Genomic DNA, 14,956 nt, shown 5'->3' with positions numbered 1-14,956 from the left:
TCTTTTAATTTCTGAAAGAGAGTGAATATATATGGGTCGTAAATGGAACAACATTAAAGAAAAAAAGGCGGCAAAGGATCAGAATACGAGTAGAGTCTATTCTAAATTTGCCCTTGAAATTTATGTAGCAGCAAAGCAAGGCGAGCCAGATCCAGAATCCAACATGGCGTTAAAATTCGTGCTTGAGCGTGCAAAAACATACAACGTACCACGTAACATCATCGACCGCGCAATCGACAAAGCAAAAGGCGGCGGGGAAGAAAGCTATAACGAGCTTCGATACGAAGGCTTCGGACCGAATGGATCGATGGTAATTGTGGACACGCTGACAAACAACGTAAACCGTACAGCATCCGAAGTGCGTGCAGCATTCGGAAAAAATGGCGGAAACATGGGTGTAAGTGGATCTGTTGCTTACATGTTCGACGCAACAGCAGTTTTCGCATTCGAAGGAAAAACGTCCGACGAAGTACTGGAAGTATTGATGGAAGCAGACCTAGACGTACGCGACATCATGGAAGAAGAGGAAACCGTGATTGTCTATGCAGAGCCAGATCAATTCCATGCCGTGCAAACAGCGTTGAAGGGTGCGGGAGTGGAGGAATTCTCCGTAGCTGAATTGACTATGCTAGCGCAAAATGAAGTGGAGCTTCCAGAAGATGCGCAAGAGCAGTTCGAAAAACTGATCGATGCATTAGAAGACTGCGACGATGTGCAACGTGTGTATCATAATGTAGATTTAGGTGAATAATTTGAAATCGTGAACAGGCTTCTATCTTTAGGGATGGTGGTCTGTTTTTTGTAATATAGCAATTTCAAAAGTTAATTTGTAATTTTTGATTGAAACCGTTGGGGCGCAAGAGATTAGTTTTTTCTTGAACAAACGATTGTTTAAAAATTGCTATGCTAGTATAAGTGGGCCATTCTCTTGCTAGGAGGTGGTATTTCTATGAAATTGTGCAGCGCTGAATGCTTGAATGGGAATTAGTCGAAAAACGAGGGGAATTAGTCAAAAAAGTGATCGAATTAGTCAAAAAACCTTCTCAAATAATCGAATAAACAGTTCAATTTATCAAGAATCCACATATTACCACAATAAAACCCAAATCACACAAAAAATTGAAACTAAAACCCTATCAAAAACGTAAATTACTTAATTACCTAACGCAAAGGAGCCTTTACTAATGACAATTTCTACCCCAACCACCATCCAAGGAACCAAAATCCAACTGAAAAAGCTTACTATTTCAGATTTGTCGCTACTCTACCACCTAATGTACGGCGACCCCAACCCAGAATATAAAAAGTGGGACGCACCTTACTTCCCACTAGAAATAATCGACGAGGAAACCTACATCTCCAAAATGACCCAACAACTAAACGAAGGACAAGACTCCATTTACCTGATTCAAACCAATACAGAAGAGCCCCAAACCATTGGCAGCGTCACCTACTACTGGGAGCACGAACCGTCCAATTGGCTTGAAATGGGCATCATCATTTACCTACCCGAGTATTGGAACGGTGGGTACGGAACCGAGGCTATCAAACTATGGACCGACCACCTTTTCCTAAGAAAAGCGCAAATTCCGAGAGTCGGATATACAACATGGTCCGGCAACCATCGCATGGTCAAAGTTGGCACCAAACTAAACTTTACACAAGAAGCCCGCATCCGCAACGTCCGAACCTACCAAGGAAAACTGTACGATTCCATTCGTATGGGCATGCTGCGCGAGGAGTGGGAACAAACGAAATCCACATCTACATCCAAATAAAATGGAGGAAACTAACCAACCATGCAAACATACAAAGAACTCACAAAAGAAACCGAACACAAACTTATCCAACTGCTAACAACAGAAACATGGCCCTTCCATGGAACCGAAAATCCAACAGAGGAAGCCATCAGAGCCTCCATCCAACAAGGCAACTACACAAATGAAGGCACCAAAACTTTCCTCATTCAAGACAAAGACAATACCGTCATTGGCATGTTCCGACTTTTCGACCTTGAAGACCCGACCTGCCTGTTCGACATCAGATTCAAACAACAAGAGAGGGGTCAAAAACGTGGCTCCCATGCCGTAAAATGGCTTACCAAATATGCATTCACCAACTACCCGCACCTTATCCGAATTGAAGGTCACACCCGCCACGACAACCTGGCGATGCGAAAGACCTTCCACAACTGCGGGTACGTCAAAGAAGCCTACCACCGAAGTGCCTGGCCTCAGAACGATATGCTATTTGATTCCGTTGGCTATGGTATTACCCGCACAGATTGGAAGAAAAATATAACAACGCCAATTGAAGACCGTGTTCTATTCTAACAATTCTTTAAACATCTAGACAACGAGGCGGGTTCTCTTCCGACAGCAACCGAATGGCGTATCCAATATTGGAAACATCCAAATAAATAGTACTGTCCTCGCCGAGGTAAACAGCCCGAACCTGCATCTTGCACCATAGCGTGCCGAAGATAGCGTTGATCTGCCCAGGCACTCCAGAAATACTATCCAGAAGTTGAATCACCTGATTTTCCCTGTAACGAACACCAACCCGCTTCATTACTTTTCGAACCGCGCGAATGTCTCGTTCGCGCTCTTCAGCCGAGGTACCGACAACCATTCTAACAAAATTGAATTTCTTCCCCGCAAGCGTCTGGAAATAGCCGTTAATATTCACACTTTCCTCAGCTAGTCCATTTAGAATACGGCTCAAATCCCGATCACTCACGGTAAAGGTAAATTGTGTCCTAATATTGAAATTTAGACATGCGTTTCCCATCCCAATTCACTCCCATAAAAGATTCTTTCCTATAGGATATGAGAATTGGCTTGGCATGCTTGGACTTTTCCCTATGCAGCCTTTCTGTCTTTCCACCATTTAAACAGAGAGAAGACAAGGATAATGATAATAGTAGAAACAATGACAATGAACTTATTAGGCTGCGGTGTTCCCCCCGATACACTCTGGGCGTACGCCATTTGAGGTAAAACTAGTAATGAAACCCCTAATATAAAAAGACTGATCGCTTTTTTCATAGCATAAATCTCCCCTTTTTAATTATATCGAGTTCCTTGTCCACTCTTTTAGCAGATGTTGTAAAATTAATGTATAAGATATTTTTTGGCTTAATAGATTATATGAAAAACAAAGGGAGGTATGTACCATGAAATTTCATATGAAGGAAGCAATGGAGATACTCGAACGTACACCCAAAACACTAGAGCATTTATTAGTGGGGCTTTCACCAAGCTGGTTGACCTGCAACGAGGGGGAAGGGACCTGGAATGCTAAAGAAGTCATCGACCATTTGATTGAAGGGGAAAAAGTAAACTGGATTCCGCGTCTCCGGTTTATTTTGCAAGAGGGCGAAAGCAAGCCATTTCCGGAGTTTGATAGATTCGCACATATACATGCAAATGCGGTTGGGACAGTAGAGCAGAATCTACAAGAATTTAAAAAGCTTCGGAAAGAAAACCTAAAAACACTAACACAACTTATTGACCCGACTAAACATATGGAGCTAAAAGGTATCCACCCAGCCCTCGGGGAAGTGAAAGTGCGAGAATTGATTTCCACATGGGTAGTTCATGATCTTACTCATATTACCCAGCTAACCCGTGTCATCGCAACAAGATATAAAGAGGATGTAGGCCCGTGGAAGGATTATTTAGGGATTATACGAAACTAACAAACGGAAAGCGTCACAGTTAAGCTGGATGCTTCCGTTAAGCATTGGGGGATCAAATTGAACATTTTTAATATCATCAAAAACAAACAAGAATATTGGCTTGTAGATCAATTCAAAAAGGAAGATGTACACACTGACATGTACATACGGGAATTGACAAATATCTTAGAAGAAATGAAACGTCTAGAGATTGGTTATTTGTCGCTACTAATGGATGAACAATTTGAAAGCTGGCTGCTTGAGAAAAAGTTCAACAAGATCTCAAGTATTGTGGAGTACACAAGGAAACTGGAGGATTTGACTGTAACGAACGACCAAATAACCTGGCATTCCCTATCAGAAGGATTAATCGATGACCTTCAATATGCGGAGCTATATGAGCTTTGTCGTTCGGGAAGTGCTAACAAGAATACAAAGCAACCAATAGCCCAGGTTATGCGTTCATTAAAGAGTGAATTGGGACCTGAATGGCACGAGCATTGTTATTATTTTATAAAAAATGGAGCTTTTGCTGGAATAAGTATCCCTCATATTGAAATGGGTACGGAAGATGAAGGGAGATTATTTTATTTCGGAGTAGTGCCAGCCTTAAGAGGTCAGGGAATTGGACAGCATATTCACCAAATCAGTATGGAGTTACTCAAAAAATACCACGCCACTTATTATGTCGGCAGCACCGATGTGAACAATACCAACATGATAAAGATTTTTGAGAAAAATGGTTGCGAACTTCGTGATAGGAAAGGTATCTATAAGTTAGTCAGGTGAATTATATCATATGAGAGTATATGAAATGTGGAAATCTATGAGGTTTAAACGAGTTTTCTGCCTTCAAGCAAATTAGAGGTAAAGAAAACATTTTTTTGTTAAGGTTATTCTGAACAGATCTTAAGGAGGTAAGATAAGAATGTCTACATTGCTCGAAGAAATTAAAGCTTATAAAGAGGTATTTAAACAAAAGGCTCCTGAGGAAAAGCAACGTTTAATGGCGCAAGCAACAAAAGAACTAGAGGAGTCCGGAGTGGCACAAGGGCTAAATGAGGGAGAGAGAGTACCGGATTTTACCCTTCCTGATGCAACCGGCAAAATGGTGTCCATTAAGGAAGAGCTTGAAAAAGGACCAGTGATCCTGACATTCTATCGCGGCGGCTGGTGCCCATACTGCAATCTTGAATTAAAAGCCTATCAGCGAGAAATAGACTCCATCAAAAACGCTGGTGCAACTTTAATCGCCATCAGTCCGCAGACTCCTGACGCTACCTTGTCAACGAAAGAAAAAAATGAACTAGAATTTCTGGTTCTAAGTGATGAAGGCAACCAAGTTGCAGAACAATTCAATTTAGTATTTAAAATGCCGGATTATTTAGTAGAGATATATAAAGGTTCAGGCCTAATCGTTCCGGACCATAATGGTAATGATGATTGGGAACTTCCGAAACCAGCTACATTCATAATTGATCAATCAGGTAACATTGTATTTGCAGATGTGGATTCTGACTATACAAAACGTGTAGAACCAGGTAAGGTAATAGATATTTTAAAAAGTATTTAACAAGAAATATTATACAAAAATGGCTTAGGATTCTATTCCTAGGCCGTTTTTTATGGAAAATGTACATGAAAAGTGTTCATAATAATAGAATTTTTACAAAAATATTATAATAAGTTAACAACCAAACTATAAGACTGCCTTATACTAGTATAGTAAATATTTTATAAGGAGTTGGAAGAATGAAAAGGTCTGTAAATTTATCACTGGTTTTTGCCCTCATATTCTCGTTTTTTGTTCCTGTTTTTGAAAAGGAAGAGAACGTGTATGCGACAACCACTAATAGCGTGGTTGTGAACGAAATTGCTTGGATGGGAACAACATATAATTACACGGATGAGTGGATGGAATTACATAACAACACAAATGAGCCGATTGACTTAACGGGTTGGTCATTAAACGCTCAAGACGGATCCCCATCTATTAACTTAGAAGGACAAATCCCTGCAAACGGATTCTTTTTGTTGGAAAAGTCAGATGATAATTCTGTAGTAGGGGTAGCGGCTGATTTAATATTCAGCGGTTCACTTGGAAACAGCAATGAGATACTAGAGTTGCGAGATGCTAATGGTGTTTTAATAGACTCTGTGAATGCATGGTATGCTGGTGATAACACTTCAAAAGCGACGATGGAAAGAGTAGACCCGAATGGCTCAGGAACAGTTGCTGGAAGTTGGGGAACGGCTACAACAGTGTATGATGGCGGATATGGAACACCTTCTAATAGCTCGACAGTAACTAGTGGTGGATCTAACGGAGGGACAGGAACAACTGGTGGTAATATTTGCGGCGATACAACTGAGCACCTGAACAATGTATCAAACGAATTATTTGCCATAAACGTTTACTTCAATAAATGTGCCTTTACTGATTATGCTACAACAGGAAATCAGGCTAACCACAACGTTAATCTGGAAAACCGTTTGATCGAAAGGCTGAACCAAGCTACTACAAGTATTGATTTTGCTACGTATGAAATCAATTTACCGCGAGTGGTGGATACGTTAATCAATAAAGCAGCACAAGGGGTAGATGTACGTGTGCTTGCGGATGCGAAAGATGCTACAGACCCTCATTATGCGGAACGTTTTACTACTATGAGATTATATATAGAGGAAATGGTTAGAGGAAAAGATAATGTCGTTGGGACAAATGACGATATTCACGTTTTCTCTGACTCTGCCATGTTAGCAGTAGAAGATACAACTTTAAGAGAGAAACACGGATTACCTCCTGTTCCAAACGATTTCGCCTATGGTACGTACACCATTGGAAGCACCAATCAAACTGGTTACTTATTTGTTGACGCTGAACAAAAGACAGATGGGACTTATTACTCCCCGGGTGTCCAAATGCACAACAAATTTGCGGTGGTAGATGATAAATGGGTATTTACAGGTAGCTGGAATTTCACGGTTACTGGATTATATGGTTCGGAAGAGAATATGGCAAACGGTGTGTTGGGCGGGAATCAACAGCACGTAGTAGAACTTCATGCCCCTGAGATTGCGAACGCCTATGAAACAGAGTTTAACGAAATGTGGGGAAGCAATACATTGACTCCTGATCCTATGGTTTCTAATTTTGGAACAGGTAAGACAGACAATACACAACACTTGTTTAATGTCGGAGGGAAAACAGTAGAAGTTTATTTTTCTACTGGAGATGATGCGATCGGCCGTATGAGACAATTAGTCAAAAATGAAGCAGATATCAACACTTATTTCACCATTTTCGCTTGGAGTGACCAAGGACTTGTAGATGAACTGAAAAATAAATATGAAGGTTCTTACAATGATTTAGAAGGAACGTTAACTGGATTCGATGTGAAAGGATTATTTGACGCTAGCTTCTGGAATCAATGGTGGAGTGCTAGTGTAGATATGACAGGTCGTACTGCCAGTCAAACAAGTATCGATAACCCAAACACTCGTTGGGCTAATCCGGCACCAGTATATCAAGGAAATGAAGACCGAAAGCTTCACAGCAAAACAATGTTAATCGATGCAGATACAGCAAGTGATCCAACCGTAGTGGTAGGTTCCACCAACTGGAGCAACAACGGAAATGATGTAAATGATGAAAACATGCTAATTATTCACGATACTGCAATAGTTAATCAATTTGTTCAAGAGTTTAATGCCCGTTACCTGAATGCAGGTGGAAGTTTAAACTAATAAATATTTTTTGAGCACGACCATGAAACCATGGTTGTGTTTTTTTTATGCTTGCAACTTTAACTGCACAATGTGAAACTTTTAAACTATACACTCGTATAATTACTAAAAGATGCCAGTTATCATACAGGAGGTTTTATGATGGGGAAATTCTTAAGGTATTTTTTCTGTACTGTAGCGATAGGGTTTATTATCTTTAGTGGTTCGAGGTATGAGCTGCAACTAATTGAAAAAGGTCAAATGAATTATAACTTTTGGCCTGCGGTGATATTTGCAACTGTTTTCCCAGTCTTAATCGGAATACTTCTTCGTTTGCCAAAGTTAATAACAGAGATAAAGCGTGACAAAGCATGGTCCGTGAATTGGATAAAACTATTGGCAGTTGGACTCCCTACCCTTTACGTAGCTTTGGTGCCACTACTTTCTTTCACTATTTTGGGTAAGTACCTTCCCTTTGCGTTGGAAATCTTCCATTTAGATCTTTCCAACATAGCTGGATTGATTTTTGGATATGTAATGTTAGATAGTATAAAGGAAGATTAATAGTACCTTGTCAATAATACTGGAAGGAATATGCAGGATAGTGTCGAAATTGTAAATATTCGGATTTGCAATGGAGGTTATTGCAGTGGTTAAATGGTGGATAAACTCTTCAAAATGTTAATTTTGAGGAGGAAAACGGAATGGAAGTTAAGTTTAGAATAGATAAAGATATTAACATTGGACAATTAGAGAAGTTATATAACGATGTAGAGTGGTATGTATATACCAAGGATTTAGAGGTCCTTCAACAAGCAATCTTTCAGTCTTTAGAAGTTATTTCTGCATGGAATGGGAACGAATTAGTGGGATTGATTCGTGTAATTGGGGACGGGTTAACTATCATCTATATTCAAGACATTCTGGTGTTGAATACTTATCAGAATCAAGGAATTGCTACTCAATTAGTGCAAGAGATTCTAGAGAAATACAAACATGTTCGGCAAAAAGTTCTATTAACAGATGAAGCCCCTGATGTAAGGCATTTTTATGAGAAAAACGGCTTCGAATCATGTGATAAGGGGACTTTAGTGGCGTTTGCCAAGTTTCATTAAATTTTCACAAAATCTTTCTGGCGCTATTCAAGAAATATGGATAGCGCTAGATTTTTATGATTCAGGAGAGTGGTTACTTGAATAGTCTTTTCGAGCAAATGAAGACCGGCAATAAACAGCAACAGAAGGCATATGCAGCCATTAATGAATTAAAGATTTTAGATGATCTGAACGATTATAACCCCGTCCTATGTGGAACCATCCCTATTGATATTGATATTAAAGGGTCTGATTTAGACATTATCATGGAAGTAGAGGGCTTAGATTCTTTTGCAAACAAACTACAAACTCTTTACGCTGATAAAGAAAATTTCTCTATAAAAAGAAGAACGATCCGGGGGAAAGAAGTCGTGAAAGCGAACTTTACTTTTCATGATTTAGAGTTTGAATTATTCGGTCAAGCTCAGCCTGTCCATAAGCAGTTTGCGTACCTTCATATGAAAATTGAATATGAGCTGCTGCAAAGAGATCCAGGTTTAAGAGGAAAAGTAATCAGCCTTAAAAAGGAAGGATATAAAACGGAACCGGCATTTTGTAAGCTTCTACACATTAGCGGAGATCCTTATGAAGGCCTTATATTGTACGGTGTGGAAGAAGGAATTGTACAGATATAGCGAGGTACCAAACTTAGTGGAAAAGGTGGAAAAATGTTAGATAAAATCAAAACAGTACCGGAGACAAAGTCATTCTTTATAGGATTGACTTTAGTGCTAGTTACACCATTAATAATTCTATTATCAGATTTCTTTCCTGAAATCCCTAATTGGATAATGATTTCTTCAGGAGCTTTTATCAACTTTTTTTCAATTGCATTTATTTTGAATGCAGCGGATAAAAGGCATTCACGGTTGCGTAAGTCGTAATCAGTAGTAAGAAGGAGGGAATTTTTTTGGCAGAGTACAAGATCATTCTATTCGATTTAGACGGAACGCTATCCGACCCGAAAGAAGGAATAACAAAATCGGTTCAATATGCTTTAGAAAAAATGGATATTGCGGAACCTGACACCGATAGACTAGAAACTTTTATCGGTCCACCACTACAAGTTTCTTTCTCTGAGTATTATGGTTTTGATGAAAAACAATCAAAACGTGCTATTGATTTTTATAGAGAAAGGTTTAAGGAGAAGGGGATGTTTGAAAATGTCCTATATCCTAATGTCCCTTTGCTTTTAGCAGCACTAAAGGAACACGGATATGTGTTAGTGGTAGCAACTTCAAAGCCTACCGTTTTTGCTGAAAAAATAATAAAGTACTTTGAGTTAGAAAAGGATTTTCAACATATTGTTGGTAGTAATTTAGATGGAACAAGGTCATCCAAAACGGAAATCATTCAATACATACTAGATAAATATACTAACTATGACCATCGTGAATTCATTATGATTGGCGATCGGAAGCACGATATCATTGGAGCGAAGAACACGGGAATTGACTCTATTGGAGTGACATATGGATATGGTTCACCAGAAGAAATAAAGGATGCGGAGCCAACTTTTATCTTTAATAGCGTGGAACAATTAAGGGATAAGTTTCTTGGGAGTCGAGTGTAACGGAGGCATAACAGTGCTTAACTTAAAGATCTACTTTTCCTTATTTTTTCTACGGTTGGTGCTTTATCATATGGGGATTTGATGAAATTCTACGCAAGGTTGCGGATTGGGAAACGATACAAAGCGGTATGTAAGGGAGGTTCTTGATGAAAAAGAAGAATGAGCCTAGCGTTAGATTCTTAATGTTTATGTCTTCTTTATTATGCTTGTTTATTATCTTGCAAAGCATAGTGGTAGTTTACACTCCTCATATATTTGTGCGAATGATGAACATGATAGCAATCATTGGCGCTTCTGGCATTGTGGGAGCATTTATTAGAGAAATATTTATTTTAAAAGAAAAACTGGCTGGAAAAGGGGAGAAAATGAATGAAACATAATGTTTCGGCAGAACTCTTTAGGATTGATTGTGGAGACATATATCTTCAAGAGTTTTCCGTTGAAAATGCAGATGAAATATACAAAATATCCAATCAACCAGAGATTTCTAATTTCTTGCCAGATTGGAAATCGACGAGGGACCAAAGGGTAGACTGGATCACATATTACGAAATACCGGCAAACAAAGCATTCTTAGAGGCTGCTAAAGCAAATGACATAGACAATCAATTTTTAAAACTAGGAGTATTTATTAGTGCAACGGTTGAATTCATTGGCTGGTGCTGTACGGGAATAAAAGAGGAACTCCCTGCTCCGAATAGAGAAATCATGTATGCCATTTCATCCGACCATCAAGGGAATGGATACGCTACAAAAGCGTCATTAGGGCTAATAAACTACTTATTTTCAAACACAAATTTAGAGATTCTTAACGCAGTGGCGTTAATGAATAACGTATCATCCAATAAAGTTATAGAGAAATGCGGGTTTTCTCTTCAAGGCAAACTTACGATAGAAAATGAGTTATATAATTACTATGTATTGAGAAAATCAGAGTGGAGATCGTAATCCATCACCATAAACAAAAACGCGTGGAAGATTAGCTATCCGAGCGTTTTTTTTATAACCAATCAAGTAAGGTAACATATTAACGAATTATCTGTTTCTAAACCAATCAATTACAGCTCCAATAAAAGTGCCTAGAGCAATTCCTAGAGCTAAATTATCAAGTACAGCTCCAAGTGCAGCCCCTATTGCAATACCAGCACCTAGGAAAACACCCTTCCCTCTACCTTGTTTATCCAAAAAATCACTTCCTTACTTTCCTGTATTATATAAAAATTACTTGAATGTTTAATAAGATACCTAGTGGAGCAATCATTATTTATTGTTTATCTTTTTTTGGTATCTAATTAAAATATCAGCTTGGATAAGAAAGAAAACTGCACCTAAGAGGTAAAATACAAGAGTGAACCATTTCATATTTTCATTTTGTCCAAGTACGTAGCCCGTAGTTGCAAAGAATAGCCCAACAAAAAACAATAAATACTTTCTCATTTATTTCACCTCTTTAAATTTTTTAACAGTATTTAAAAAGATTGTAACATCTAAGCGCGTGAATCGTATAACTTATAAAGGGGTGATCGCCATTATTAGGAAGTATTTCAATCCTTTAAAAATTAGAAATGCAGTGATATGGATGTTTTTTGTTGCGAGCTTTTTAGGTTTTATAGGTGGAGTTTTGGAAAGCGTTTGGTTGCTTTCTTTAAATATTATTCTCTTTCTAATATTTATTGTCGTTTCTTTCATTTTCTGGAGGTGCCCTAATTGTAAAAGACGGCTTCCTCTCCGGTATGACAAGGAAATTGAGCTATCTTATGCGTATGTATGTCCAAGATGCGAAAAGCGTTTCTTTGATGACGGGACAATGGAGTAGGTTTCAGGTTTATCAGGGACAGTCGTTAGAACAAACAGTAATCCATGATATCCTTGTAACAGAGGAGTGATTTTTTTGGAAGAAAAGAAAGAAATAGTTGCTGTAAGTGGGGTAATTAGTCAGGAGATTTTCAAGAAGTTTTTGGGCTATCATATTCAATCGTTGAACAAGATGGTGCTGACTGTCTTGTTAATGGGTTTCTTTTTATATATTTGGCTAATCCTTGATTTGGGTTGGTTCTTTTCTCTAATTACTACCCTCATCCTGTGGGGTACCATTAAGTTAATGCTATCAATGGTCATGAATTTTCGATCAGTAAAAGAATACAAAAGTGACAAGCTGATGCAAAATGAGGTCTTTTTGACAATCAGTGAGGATGGTATCCAGCAGAAGCGTCGGAATGCCGAAGCGTTTTGGGAGTGGGATGATATCCTATCCATTCAGGAACAGAAAGATATGTTCCTATTCTATGTTTCTAAGAATAAGGCGGTCTTGTTGCCAAAAAGCTTTATGGTCAACCATGAGATGATTAAGTTGAGAAAGATTATACATAATAACGCATTAACACAAAATGTGAGGTTGTTAAAGGAGCCTGAGTAAGGATGACGAGGAACGTGTATATTATTTCTGGGCCATGTGGTGTGGGGAAGTCGACCATCACTAAAGGTATTGCACATAAATTAGAGAAAGCGGTACTTGTTGAGGGGGACTTGCTTAGCGCCATGTTTGTAGGCGAGACACAGCCGGCATGGGAAGAAAAGCTCTCTGTCGTCTGGCTGAACTTGAGCAGTCTGACCAAGAACTTTTTGCTGAAGGGATATGATGTTGTCATTGATTATGTGGTGGAAGAAGAGTTGGAATGGTTTTCTAAGGAACTCCATCATTCAGGGGTGGATGTGACGCTTCACTATTACATCCTGCGTGCTGACCCAGAAGTGCTAGTGGAGCGTATAACCAAACGCGGAGACACCGACATGATTCCTCGATCTTTGGAACTTCTCCATCAGTTGGAAAATAAAGAGGAAAACGCGCATTATTTATTTGACACAACCAACAAAGAGCCAATTGTCATCATAGAAGAAATCGCACGCAATATCACTGATTATTATCCTTGACAGATCCCTTTCAAATTCTTACCATAAAAGAAAGAGATGAACGGAAGGGGAATCGAAAGCCTAACAATGTGGAATAACCTTTAATGAAAATTGAGTAACTGGATAGAGTCAGCAGTTCCGACCAAGGGGACCAGTCTGACCGTCCATCATTTCATTAAAGGGATACACATGTTGTGGAGTCGATACCCCACTTGAAACAGGTGCCTTTGGTGCACCTGTTTTTTTATGGGAAAAACATCTCTTTTATCGGACCGTGCTTGTTTATACCCTAACAATCGGAGGGTTATTTTATGAATAGAATTGCAGTCGTTACAGGTGCAAGTCGTTTAAAAGGAATTGGAGCAGAGGTGTGCAGGGAGTTGGCGAAAGCAGGCCATCCTGTATTTTTTACGTATTGGTCGCCGTATGATGAAGAGATGCCATGGGGTTCTGAAGCTAGGGAACCACAATTTTTAAAAGAAGAGTTGGAGGGATTCGGTGTTCCGGTGGGAATGATGGAGCTGGACCTCACAAGTATGGAAGCGGCTGATGTGCTGTTTCAAAAAGTGAGAGAGGACCTTGGTGAGCCTAGTATTCTGGTAAATAACGCGGCCTACTCCACCAACGACGATTATAGCACGATAACAGCGGAGGATCTGGATAAGCATTATCTCGTAAACATCCGGGCTACCACTCTATTAAGCAGCAAGTTTGCTCAGCGGTTCACCTTTGGGAGCGGCGGGCGGATTGTTAATCTCACATCGGGCCAATTTCGAGGGCCGATGCCAGGCGAGCTTTCTTATGCAACGACGAAAGGGGCGATTGATGCTATGACCATTACGTTAGCTGCAGAGGTTGGGAAACTGGGAATTACGGTAAATGCAATCAATCCAGGCCCGACAGATACGGGTTGGATGACAGAGGAAATTAAGTCAGGTCTTTCTGGCATGTTCCCTTCCGGACGGGTAGGGGTGCCAAGTGACGTGGCGCGGACTATAAAGTTTCTCGTCAGTGAAGAGGCAGAATGGGTGACAGGACAGATTATTCACTCAGAAGGTGGGTTTAGGAGGTAAAGTTATGGAAGAGATGCGTGTTCGACTAGAGTTGGTGGGAAGTTCGGATCGCTTGAGTTTTTTGCCGTACTTGGTGATGGCGGATGAGAGTGAGAGCGTGGTGAAAGTGTATATCGCGGAGGGGCAAATGTACGCGATTGTTGTTGGTGATGACGCAGTGGCCGGTGTGGCCTTGTTTGTGGAAGAATCAGAGGGTGTGATTGAGCTGAAAAACATCGCGTTGGACCCTGAGTTTCGTGGGCGCGGGCTGGGGAAGCGGGTTATTGATATCGCTTTTGAGGTTTTCAAGAGACAGGGTTTCCGCAAGATGATTGTCGGCACTGCCAACTCCAGTATTGCCAATCTTTCTTTTTACCAGAAAGTAGGGTTTAGGATGGTGGAAATAAGGAAGGACTTCTTTTTGAAATATCCTGAACCAATTTTTGAGGATGGGATTCAGGCGGTAGATATGGTGATGTTTGAGCGGGTGTTGGATGAGTTGTAGATAAGTAGATTTAATATGCCTGAAGCATTTAGTGGATGTGTGGAAAGGTTAAATAGAGCGCGTCTATATGCCCGAAGTGGTGTTGAAAAAGGAGGAAAGGTCAAATAGAGCGCGTCTATATGCCCGAAGCGGTGTTGAAAAAGGAGGAAAGGTCAAATAGAGCGCGTCTATATGCCCGAAGCGGTGTTGAAAAAGGAGAAAAGGTCAAATAGAGCGTGCCTATATGCCCGAAGCGGTGCTGAAAAAGGAGGAAAGGTCAAATAGAGCGTGGCTATATGCACGATGAGGTGGTGGAAAAGGAGGAAAGGTCAAATAGAGCGTGTCTAAATGCGCGAAGCGGCGTTGGAACAGGAGAAAAGGTCAAATAGAGCGCGGCTAAATGCGCGGAGCGGCGTGGGAACAGAAAAAAAGAGACAA

At 40.0% G+C, this 14,956-nt stretch carries 21 protein-coding genes; 18 read left to right on the top strand and 3 right to left on the bottom strand.

The features are described 5' to 3' along the window. Positions 1–31 precede the first annotated feature (31 nt). The 3 genes from HF078_RS03640 (at position 32) to HF078_RS03630 (ending at position 2,333) form a co-directional block, all read left to right on the top strand. Entirely contained in the window at positions 32–751 is a 720-nt protein-coding gene (locus tag HF078_RS03640) for a YebC/PmpR family DNA-binding transcriptional regulator (protein ID WP_169289885.1), read from the top strand. A gap of 433 nt (positions 752–1,184) precedes the next feature. Beyond that, positions 1,185–1,778, top strand: coding sequence for a GNAT family N-acetyltransferase (locus HF078_RS03635; RefSeq protein WP_169289884.1), 594 nt, complete (start codon positions 1,185–1,187; stop codon positions 1,776–1,778). 21 nt (positions 1,779–1,799) lie between these two features. Continuing rightward, positions 1,800–2,333, top strand: coding sequence for a GNAT family N-acetyltransferase (locus tag HF078_RS03630; RefSeq protein ID WP_169289883.1), 534 nt, complete (start codon positions 1,800–1,802; stop codon positions 2,331–2,333). Positions 2,334–2,340: 7 nt separating this feature from the next. Here the strand turns inward: HF078_RS03630 and HF078_RS03625 are convergent, their stop codons facing one another. Together HF078_RS03625 and HF078_RS03620 are read right to left on the bottom strand one after the other, a co-directional pair. Beyond that, positions 2,341–2,790: a hypothetical protein gene (locus tag HF078_RS03625; protein ID WP_169289882.1), complete on the bottom strand. Its 450-nt coding sequence runs from the start codon at positions 2,788–2,790 to the stop codon at positions 2,341–2,343. A gap of 71 nt (positions 2,791–2,861) precedes the next feature. Beyond that, complete coding sequence (locus tag HF078_RS03620) at positions 2,862–3,047, bottom strand: hypothetical protein (protein ID WP_169289881.1); 186 nt, start codon at positions 3,045–3,047, stop codon at positions 2,862–2,864. A 128-nt stretch (positions 3,048–3,175) separates the two neighbouring features. On the opposite strand from HF078_RS03620, the gene HF078_RS03615 reads away from it, so the two are divergent. The 11 genes from HF078_RS03615 (at position 3,176) to HF078_RS03565 (ending at position 11,020) form a co-directional block, all read left to right on the top strand. Further along, on the top strand, positions 3,176–3,700 hold the full coding sequence (locus tag HF078_RS03615; RefSeq protein ID WP_169289880.1) for a DinB family protein: 525 nt from the start codon (positions 3,176–3,178) through the stop codon (positions 3,698–3,700). 57 nt (positions 3,701–3,757) lie between these two features. Next, positions 3,758–4,468: a GNAT family N-acetyltransferase gene (locus tag HF078_RS03610; protein ID WP_169289879.1), complete on the top strand. Its 711-nt coding sequence runs from the start codon at positions 3,758–3,760 to the stop codon at positions 4,466–4,468. A 139-nt stretch (positions 4,469–4,607) separates the two neighbouring features. Then, the gene (locus tag HF078_RS03605; RefSeq protein ID WP_169289878.1) at positions 4,608–5,252 is read left to right on the top strand and encodes a peroxiredoxin-like family protein; all 645 of its coding nucleotides are present in this window, start codon (positions 4,608–4,610) and stop codon (positions 5,250–5,252) included. Between the two features lie 179 nt (positions 5,253–5,431). Next, positions 5,432–7,426, top strand: coding sequence for a phospholipase D-like domain-containing protein (locus HF078_RS03600; protein ID WP_169289877.1), 1,995 nt, complete (start codon positions 5,432–5,434; stop codon positions 7,424–7,426). Between the two features lie 138 nt (positions 7,427–7,564). Then, positions 7,565–7,969 (top strand): hypothetical protein, encoded by a 405-nt coding sequence (locus HF078_RS03595; protein ID WP_240951667.1) that lies wholly within the window; start codon positions 7,565–7,567, stop codon positions 7,967–7,969. A 140-nt stretch (positions 7,970–8,109) separates the two neighbouring features. Continuing rightward, positions 8,110–8,520, top strand: a complete 411-nt coding sequence (locus HF078_RS03590; protein ID WP_169289876.1) for a GNAT family N-acetyltransferase — start codon at positions 8,110–8,112, stop codon at positions 8,518–8,520. 77 nt (positions 8,521–8,597) lie between these two features. Continuing rightward, the gene (locus HF078_RS03585; protein ID WP_240951666.1) at positions 8,598–9,134 is read left to right on the top strand and encodes a DUF4269 domain-containing protein; all 537 of its coding nucleotides are present in this window, start codon (positions 8,598–8,600) and stop codon (positions 9,132–9,134) included. A 33-nt stretch (positions 9,135–9,167) separates the two neighbouring features. Beyond that, on the top strand, positions 9,168–9,383 hold the full coding sequence (locus HF078_RS03580; protein WP_169289875.1) for a hypothetical protein: 216 nt from the start codon (positions 9,168–9,170) through the stop codon (positions 9,381–9,383). 26 nt (positions 9,384–9,409) lie between these two features. Then, complete coding sequence (locus HF078_RS03575; protein ID WP_169289874.1) at positions 9,410–10,072, top strand: HAD family hydrolase; 663 nt, start codon at positions 9,410–9,412, stop codon at positions 10,070–10,072. Between the two features lie 146 nt (positions 10,073–10,218). Then, positions 10,219–10,452, top strand: coding sequence for a hypothetical protein (locus tag HF078_RS03570; RefSeq protein ID WP_169289873.1), 234 nt, complete (start codon positions 10,219–10,221; stop codon positions 10,450–10,452). Then, positions 10,442–11,020, top strand: coding sequence for a GNAT family N-acetyltransferase (locus HF078_RS03565; protein WP_169289872.1), 579 nt, complete (start codon positions 10,442–10,444; stop codon positions 11,018–11,020). The genes HF078_RS03570 and HF078_RS03565 overlap by 11 nt, the downstream gene beginning before the upstream one ends. Positions 11,021–11,107: 87 nt before the next feature. Here the strand turns inward: HF078_RS03565 and HF078_RS03560 are convergent, their stop codons facing one another. Beyond that, positions 11,108–11,257, bottom strand: coding sequence for a glycine zipper domain-containing protein (locus HF078_RS03560; RefSeq protein ID WP_169289871.1), 150 nt, complete (start codon positions 11,255–11,257; stop codon positions 11,108–11,110). A 706-nt stretch (positions 11,258–11,963) separates the two neighbouring features. On the opposite strand from HF078_RS03560, the gene HF078_RS03555 reads away from it, so the two are divergent. From HF078_RS03555 to HF078_RS03540, 4 genes are all read left to right on the top strand, one after another. After that, entirely contained in the window at positions 11,964–12,488 is a 525-nt protein-coding gene (locus tag HF078_RS03555; RefSeq protein ID WP_169289870.1) for a YcxB family protein, read from the top strand. A 2-nt stretch (positions 12,489–12,490) separates the two neighbouring features. Beyond that, a complete protein-coding gene (locus tag HF078_RS03550; RefSeq protein WP_169289869.1) occupies positions 12,491–13,003 on the top strand; it encodes a P-loop nucleotide/nucleoside kinase family protein in 513 nt (170 codons plus the stop codon). A gap of 290 nt (positions 13,004–13,293) precedes the next feature. Then, complete coding sequence (locus HF078_RS03545; RefSeq protein ID WP_169289868.1) at positions 13,294–14,055, top strand: SDR family oxidoreductase; 762 nt, start codon at positions 13,294–13,296, stop codon at positions 14,053–14,055. A 4-nt stretch (positions 14,056–14,059) separates the two neighbouring features. Beyond that, complete coding sequence (locus tag HF078_RS03540; protein WP_169289867.1) at positions 14,060–14,539, top strand: GNAT family N-acetyltransferase; 480 nt, start codon at positions 14,060–14,062, stop codon at positions 14,537–14,539. Positions 14,540–14,956 lie beyond the last annotated feature (417 nt).

The sequence above is a fragment of the Bacillus sp. RO2 genome (genome assembly GCF_012911845.1).
Lineage (GTDB): Bacteria > Bacillota > Bacilli > Bacillales > Bacillaceae_I > Sutcliffiella_A.
This window is presented reverse-complemented; position numbering and strand designations above follow the sequence as displayed.

What these genes read in the sequence shown, in the direction of transcription:
- HF078_RS03640 (WP_169289885.1), top strand. Translation starts at nt 32, where the DNA reads ATGGGTCGTAAATGGAACAACATTAAAGAAAAAAAGGCGGCAAAGGAT.
- HF078_RS03635 (WP_169289884.1), top strand. Translation starts at nt 1,185, where the DNA reads ATGACAATTTCTACCCCAACCACCATCCAAGGAACCAAAATCCAACTG.
- HF078_RS03630 (WP_169289883.1), top strand. Translation starts at nt 1,800, where the DNA reads ATGCAAACATACAAAGAACTCACAAAAGAAACCGAACACAAACTTATC.
- HF078_RS03625 (WP_169289882.1), bottom strand. Translation starts at nt 2,790, where the DNA reads ATGGGAAACGCATGTCTAAATTTCAATATTAGGACACAATTTACCTTT.
- HF078_RS03620 (WP_169289881.1), bottom strand. Translation starts at nt 3,047, where the DNA reads ATGAAAAAAGCGATCAGTCTTTTTATATTAGGGGTTTCATTACTAGTT.
- HF078_RS03615 (WP_169289880.1), top strand. Translation starts at nt 3,176, where the DNA reads ATGAAATTTCATATGAAGGAAGCAATGGAGATACTCGAACGTACACCC.
- HF078_RS03605 (WP_169289878.1), top strand. Translation starts at nt 4,608, where the DNA reads ATGTCTACATTGCTCGAAGAAATTAAAGCTTATAAAGAGGTATTTAAA.
- HF078_RS03600 (WP_169289877.1), top strand. Translation starts at nt 5,432, where the DNA reads ATGAAAAGGTCTGTAAATTTATCACTGGTTTTTGCCCTCATATTCTCG.
- HF078_RS03595 (WP_240951667.1), top strand. Translation starts at nt 7,565, where the DNA reads ATGATGGGGAAATTCTTAAGGTATTTTTTCTGTACTGTAGCGATAGGG.
- HF078_RS03590 (WP_169289876.1), top strand. Translation starts at nt 8,110, where the DNA reads ATGGAAGTTAAGTTTAGAATAGATAAAGATATTAACATTGGACAATTA.
- HF078_RS03580 (WP_169289875.1), top strand. Translation starts at nt 9,168, where the DNA reads ATGTTAGATAAAATCAAAACAGTACCGGAGACAAAGTCATTCTTTATA.
- HF078_RS03570 (WP_169289873.1), top strand. Translation starts at nt 10,219, where the DNA reads ATGAAAAAGAAGAATGAGCCTAGCGTTAGATTCTTAATGTTTATGTCT.
- HF078_RS03565 (WP_169289872.1), top strand. Translation starts at nt 10,442, where the DNA reads ATGAAACATAATGTTTCGGCAGAACTCTTTAGGATTGATTGTGGAGAC.
- HF078_RS03550 (WP_169289869.1), top strand. Translation starts at nt 12,491, where the DNA reads ATGACGAGGAACGTGTATATTATTTCTGGGCCATGTGGTGTGGGGAAG.
- HF078_RS03545 (WP_169289868.1), top strand. Translation starts at nt 13,294, where the DNA reads ATGAATAGAATTGCAGTCGTTACAGGTGCAAGTCGTTTAAAAGGAATT.
- HF078_RS03540 (WP_169289867.1), top strand. Translation starts at nt 14,060, where the DNA reads ATGGAAGAGATGCGTGTTCGACTAGAGTTGGTGGGAAGTTCGGATCGC.